We start from the raw sequence: 3,666 nt of genomic DNA on the forward strand, positions 1-3,666 counted from the left end.
ATCGACGGGCGAGGAGGTCGCTGCGGAGTCCTCGCCGGGCTCGCTCGACGCGGCGGCGGCGTCGTCGCTGAGGGAGGTGGGTGGCGTTGGCTGCGTGGTCGTGGACGTGCCGGTGTCGCTGCATCCGGTCAGCGTGAGTGCGGACACGGCGAGGGCGGTGACGATACTGAGGGCGCGCATGTGCGGGGTCCTCCCCTGGGGCTCGAGAAGCACATTGGCCATTTAGTGTCGCACGGTTGACCACCGCGTCCAGGGTCAGAAGTACCAGGGGAAGGGTGACCAGTCAGGGGCACGCTTGTCCAGGAACGACTCTTTGCCCTCCACCGCCTCGTCGGTCATGTACGCCAGGCGCGTCGCCTCCCCGGCGAAAACCTGCTGTCCCATGAGGCCGTCGTCGGTGAGGTTGAAGGCAAACTTCAGCATGCGCTGCGCGGTCGGGCTCTTTCCCAGGATCTCGCGCGCCACCTGGATCGACTCGGCCTCCAGGTCGGCGTGGTCGGTGACGATATTGACCGCGCCCATCCGTTGCATCGTCTCCGCGTCGTAGGGACGGCCGAGGAAGAAGATCTCGCGGGCGAACTTCTGGCCGACCGCCTTCGCGAGGTAGGCAGAGCCGTAGCCGGCGTCGAAGCTGCCGACGTCGGCGTCGGTCTGCTTGAAGCGGGCATGCTCGCGGGAGGCGATCGTCAGATCGCAGATGACGTGGAGGCTGTGACCGCCGCCAGCAGCCCAGCCGTTGACGACGGCGATGACGATCTTGGGCATGGTCCGGATCAGGCGCTGGACCTCCAGGATGTGCAGGCGCCCTCCTTCGGCCTTGACGCGGGCCGCGTCCACCCCCGCCGCGGTGGGGTCGGCGTCCGGGGTCTGGGCATACTGATAGCCGCTCCGGCCGCGGATGCGCTGGTCACCGCCGGAGCAGAACGCCCAACCGCCGTCCTTGCGGGAAGGGCCGTTGCCGGTGAGGAGGACGACCCCGACATCGGGGGTCATTCTGGCGTGATCGAGGGCGCGGTAGAGCTCGTCGACGGTGTGCGGTCGGAACGCGTTGCGGACCTCCGGCCGGTCGAAGGCGATCCGGACGCAGCCAAGCTCGACGTGCCGGTGATAGGTGAGGTCGGTGAAATCGAAGCCGGGCACCTCGATCCAGGACTGCGGGTCAAAGGTCTGGGACACGTCCTGTCCGCCAGGGTCGGGTTTCGAAGTGCTCTGGTTGGTCACAGGCGACACGATAGGCGCATGGCACTGAAGTGGTACACCCTCGTCGTCGACTGCCAGGACCCCCAAGCCCAGGCCCGGTGGTGGGCGGAGGTGCTGGACTGGACGATCGTCTACGACACCCCGGACGAAGCGGTCGCCGTCCCCGCGCACGTCCTCGAGGAGCCCTTGCAGGTTGCGACGGTGCAGGAGTGGATGCGGCGCGGTCAGGGCCTCGTGTTTGTCCCGGTGCCGGAGGGCAAGACCGTCAAGAACCGGCTGCACATCGACCTGGCTCCGCACCTGTCCCAGGACCGTGACGGGGAGATCGCGCGCCTCCTCGCGCTCGGCGCGACCAAGGTCGAGGTGGGTCAGGAGGAGGCGCGGGTGTCGTGGACCGTGCTCGCAGACCCCGAGGGCAACGAGTTCTGCGTCCTCAGCTCCCGCGACTCCTGACCTGAGCGCTCGGACGGTCGCCATAGGCTGGCCGCATGGTCCCCGACCTGGGCGAACTCCTCTCGGCCGCGCATGTCGTGCGGTTGCCTTTGCGTCTTCGCTTCCGGGGGGTGACCGAGCGCGAGGCGGTGATCCTCCGTGGGCCGAAGGGGTGGGCCGAGTGGGCGCCCTTCCCGGAGTATGACGATGCCGACGCCAGCAGGTGGCTCGCCGCTGCTGTGGAGCTGGGGTGGGGCGACATTCCGCCGCCGATCCGTGCCGAGGTCGGAGTCAACGCGACCGTTCCCGCGGTCCCGGCGGCGCAGGTCGAGTCGGTGCTGGCGAGGTATGACGTGCATCGCACCGCGAAGGTCAAGGTCGCGGAGCAGGGTCAGAGCCTCGCCGACGACCTGGCGCGGGTGATCGAGGTGCGGCGGCTGCTGGGCCCGCAGGCGCGGATCAGGATCGATGCTAACGGTGCCTGGTCGCTGGATGCCGCGGTGGAAGCGCTGACCGCACTGGCCCCGCTGGGGCTGGAGTATGCCGAGCAGCCCTGCGCCACCGTCGAGGAGCTGGCCGCGCTGCGGCTCAGGATGGCCCGGTCGGGCGTGGATGTGCCGATCGCCGCTGACGAGTCGATCCGGCGAGCCGAGGACCCCCTGCGCGTGGCGCGCGAGCGGGCTGCCGACCTCATCGTGGTCAAGGTCGCTCCCCTCGGAGGGGTAGCGCGGGCGCTGGAGATCGTCCTGGCGTGCGGTCTGCCGGCCGTCGTCTCTTCTGCCCTGGACACCTCGGTGGGACTGGCCGCCGGCGTCCGCCTCGCGGCCGCGCTGCCGCAGCTCGACCACGACTGTGGCCTCGGCACGGCCGCCCTCCTGGCCGCTGACGTCGTGCCCGACCCCTTGGTGCCGCGGGACGGGCTGCTCACGGTTGCTTTGGCTGACGCGACCCGCGAGGCAGTGGACCCCGGCCAGCTCACGGCATACCGGGGCAGCGCGGAGCGCGAGCGGTGGTGGCGTGACCGACTGAGCCGCGCTCACGCCCTCCTCTGAAGCTCCCTCGTGGCGAGCGGCAGAGCTCACCCTGTCCCGTGCTCACTCCACATGCATCGCGCTACCGGGGAACCTCGGGGGTATCCGCTCCGCGACCCAGGCCACCAACGCGTGGAATGCCTCGGTGTCTTCCATCTCGAGCCCGTCGCCGCGAACGACCTCGTGGTTCCATCGAGATCGGGCGATCCACAGGCGAGTAGTGACTCCGTCGGGGATGGGGGGTCCGGGTTTGGCGTTGCGGATGTTGAAGAAGTCGCACTCCGTCACCAGTCTGATCAGCTCGGCCTCGTCGTCCTCCGAGAGCCGGGTGCTGTCGGTCTCAAACGAGATCGGCCGCCCAGTTATCCCACCCTCCTCCGTGTAGCGCAGCCGGATCTCTGTGTCCGGCCGGGGGCCGCTGCTGTGATCTGGGTCCTGGTTGGACTCGTCGCGCGCCACGTGCCCCTGCTGGTCCGTGCGGTAAATCGTCCCGTCGCCCAGCCGGACCAGGTAGCCAGGGGTCAGGGCGCGACCGCCGCCGCCCGGCAGGCCCATTCCGGTGTCGGGCCACACCCTTGCTTCCATCAGCTCGACGGTGACCTCCTGGACAGGGACCTGGAGGGTGGCGGCGGCGTCCGCCAGGACCGCCGAGAGTGCGGAGAGAGCCGGATGACTGGACAGCGCCATGGTGCGCACCTCTCGTCAGGGGTGTCTGAAGTCAGACCACCCGAAGGCGCGGATTCTACCGCGATGCACCCCAAGCGTGCCCGGGTCGGACGCCAGGCGTCAAGAAGACTGTGCAGGAGTCGGCGGGGCTCGGCGAGGTCTCTGGGTGAGAGTCCTTGCACGGCCGCGGCGGCTCGACGACGGTCTCGGATGCAGCGCCGTCCTGCGGCAGCCCACCTCTCTGGCCGCCTCCTGGGGATAGGTGCCAGGGCCCGGCGCCGCAGCGCGGTGGTTCGCGCTGCGTCCCCGCGGACGATATCCTCAAGCATCCGCATCA

At 69.6% G+C, this 3,666-nt stretch carries 5 protein-coding genes; 2 read left to right on the forward strand and 3 right to left on the reverse strand.

Features of this window, described 5'->3' with window-relative positions; genetic code table 11:
• Both Q4P07_RS03750 and Q4P07_RS03755 read right to left on the reverse strand, forming a co-directional pair.
• On the reverse strand, positions 1–180 hold a 180-nt coding region (locus Q4P07_RS03750; RefSeq protein ID WP_303373551.1), incomplete at its 3' end, for a hypothetical protein.
• Positions 181–255: 75 nt separating this feature from the next.
• On the reverse strand, positions 256–1,176 hold the full coding sequence (locus tag Q4P07_RS03755; RefSeq protein WP_303373569.1) for a 1,4-dihydroxy-2-naphthoyl-CoA synthase: 921 nt from the start codon (positions 1,174–1,176) through the stop codon (positions 256–258).
• A gap of 63 nt (positions 1,177–1,239) precedes the next feature.
• Here Q4P07_RS03755 and Q4P07_RS03760 point away from each other — a divergent pair, with 63 nt between their 5' ends.
• Positions 1,240–1,653 carry a VOC family protein gene (locus tag Q4P07_RS03760; protein WP_303373552.1) on the forward strand — a complete coding sequence of 138 codons (414 nt, stop codon included), beginning with the start codon at positions 1,240–1,242 and terminating at the stop codon, positions 1,651–1,653.
• Between the two features lie 35 nt (positions 1,654–1,688).
• Complete coding sequence (locus Q4P07_RS03765; RefSeq protein WP_303373553.1) at positions 1,689–2,684, forward strand: o-succinylbenzoate synthase; 996 nt, start codon at positions 1,689–1,691, stop codon at positions 2,682–2,684.
• Positions 2,685–2,726: 42 nt separating this feature from the next.
• Here the strand turns inward: Q4P07_RS03765 and Q4P07_RS03770 are convergent, their stop codons facing one another.
• On the reverse strand, positions 2,727–3,350 hold the full coding sequence (locus Q4P07_RS03770) for a hypothetical protein (protein WP_303373554.1): 624 nt from the start codon (positions 3,348–3,350) through the stop codon (positions 2,727–2,729).
• Positions 3,351–3,666: the final 316 nt, after the last annotated feature.

The sequence above is a fragment of the Ornithinimicrobium sp. genome (assembly GCF_030537745.1).
In the GTDB taxonomy this organism is placed as follows: Bacteria; Actinomycetota; Actinomycetes; order Actinomycetales; family Dermatophilaceae; genus Ornithinicoccus.

Bases quoted from the DNA above. Each gene is read 5' to 3' on its own strand.
- Q4P07_RS03765 (WP_303373553.1), top strand. From the start codon at position 1,689: ATGGTCCCCGACCTGGGCGAACTCCTCTCGGCCGCGCATGTCGTGCGG.
- Q4P07_RS03760 (WP_303373552.1), top strand. From the start codon at position 1,240: ATGGCACTGAAGTGGTACACCCTCGTCGTCGACTGCCAGGACCCCCAA.
- Q4P07_RS03770 (WP_303373554.1), bottom strand. From the start codon at position 3,350: ATGGCGCTGTCCAGTCATCCGGCTCTCTCCGCACTCTCGGCGGTCCTG.